Annotated in this window: 3 protein-coding genes; 2 read left to right on the forward strand and 1 reads right to left on the reverse strand. The window is 71.3% G+C overall.

Going from position 1 to position 1,378, the window contains the following annotated elements:
- The coding region (locus StrepF001_RS45280; protein ID WP_206307178.1) for a cbb3-type cytochrome c oxidase subunit I at positions 1-608 on the reverse strand (608 nt) is incomplete at its 3' end.
- Positions 609-735: 127 nt separating this feature from the next.
- On the opposite strand from StrepF001_RS45280, the gene StrepF001_RS45285 reads away from it, so the two are divergent.
- Together StrepF001_RS45285 and StrepF001_RS45290 are read left to right on the forward strand one after the other, a co-directional pair.
- Complete coding sequence (locus StrepF001_RS45285) at positions 736-1,092, forward strand: DUF6479 family protein (RefSeq protein WP_129803882.1); 357 nt, start codon at positions 736-738, stop codon at positions 1,090-1,092.
- A gap of 82 nt (positions 1,093-1,174) precedes the next feature.
- Entirely contained in the window at positions 1,175-1,354 is a 180-nt protein-coding gene (locus StrepF001_RS45290) for a hypothetical protein (RefSeq protein WP_129803883.1), read from the forward strand.
- Positions 1,355-1,378 lie beyond the last annotated feature (24 nt).

Genomic DNA, 1,378 nt, shown 5'->3' on the forward strand with positions numbered 1-1,378 from the left:
ATCCGGAACATCGTCATGCCCGGGGCGCGCAGACACATGATGGTGGCGATGAAGTTCACCGCGCCCAGCGTCGTCGACACGCCCGTCACCACCTGCCCCATCACCCACAGGTCGGAGCCCGCGCCGGGGGAGAAGTACGCGCTGTTCATGGGCGCGTAGGCGAACCAGCCGAAGGCCGCCGCGCCACCGGGCACGATGAACCCCGCGACCACCATCAGCCCGCCGAAGAGGTACATCCAGTACGACAGCGCGTTCAGACGCGGGAACGCCACGTCAGGGGCGCCGATCTGCAGCGGCATCACCGCGTTCGCGAAGCCGGCGAACATAGGGGTCGCGAACAGCAGCATCATGATCGTGCCGTGGTTCGTGAAGAGCTGGTTGTAGCCGAGATCACTGAAGAACTGCAGTCCCGGGGCGGCGAGTTCGGCGCGCATGCCCAGGGCCAGCAGACCGGCGACGAGGAAGAAACAGAAGGCGGTGACCATGTACAGGCGTCCGATCACCTTGTGATCGGTCGTCGTGGTCCAGCGCAGCAGCGTGGCGCCCAGCGAGCGCCCCGGTGCGCTGCGTCGCCGGGCGGTCGGGGTGTCGTGCGACAGCTCCGTCATCGTCCTCCTCTCCGGCCGCCGCGACGCTATCGCCGTGACCTGCAGTGCCGCCCGCGCCACGCCCTGTTGTCGCCCGTCAGAGGGCCGACGGAGTCATCCATGTCCCGGGCCCGGGTACTCGGCGGCCATGGACACCACCGTTTACGAAGCAGCCGCATCCGGCTCCGTGGTCGGCATGATCGCGATCCTCGTCGTCGGCGTCGTCATCACCGGAGCGCTGATCTGGGCCGTTCAGCTGGGCATCCGGGTACGCCGGCGCGAGCCCCGGCGGCCGCGGCCCGGCGAGCACCCGACGCTGCCGGAGTCCGGCCCGGTCCGGGAGGCCCGGGAGCAGCGCGAACCCCATGAGGTCGCCCGGGGCGAACGGCTCACCCCGCACGGACTGCGGCCCTCCGGCGGTGCCCGCAGCGACGATCAGCGCCGCCCGCGCTGGAACCGCGGCTCCAGCGGTTCGTCCGGCAGCGGCGGCCCCGGCGCCACCTGACCGGCGCGGCGTTTGCCCGGGCCGGATCCGGGGACCCGGCCCTGAGCAACCCCCACCGGACGCAGAAGGAAGATGAAGCGTCGTGACCACGTCCGCCCGTGAAAAACCCGCCGTCCGCCGCCTGGAGACCGGCTGGTCGAAGGCACGCCGACTGCGCGGCAAGGCCGTGCTGCGTACCTGCCTCCCGGCCGTCGAAGGCCCGGACGGGCCACGGACCTCGCACACCGGCCAGGAGTGGAACATCGTGCGCGGCGAGGACTGACACCCCGCCCGCCCCATGCAGCGA

The sequence above is a fragment of the Streptomyces sp. F001 genome (assembly GCF_004187715.1).
GTDB lineage: Bacteria > Actinomycetota > Actinomycetes > Streptomycetales > Streptomycetaceae > Streptomyces > Streptomyces flavusporus.

Excerpts from the sequence above, each read along its gene's own strand:
- StrepF001_RS45285 (WP_129803882.1), top strand. The coding sequence starts at position 736 with ATGGACACCACCGTTTACGAAGCAGCCGCATCCGGCTCCGTGGTCGGC.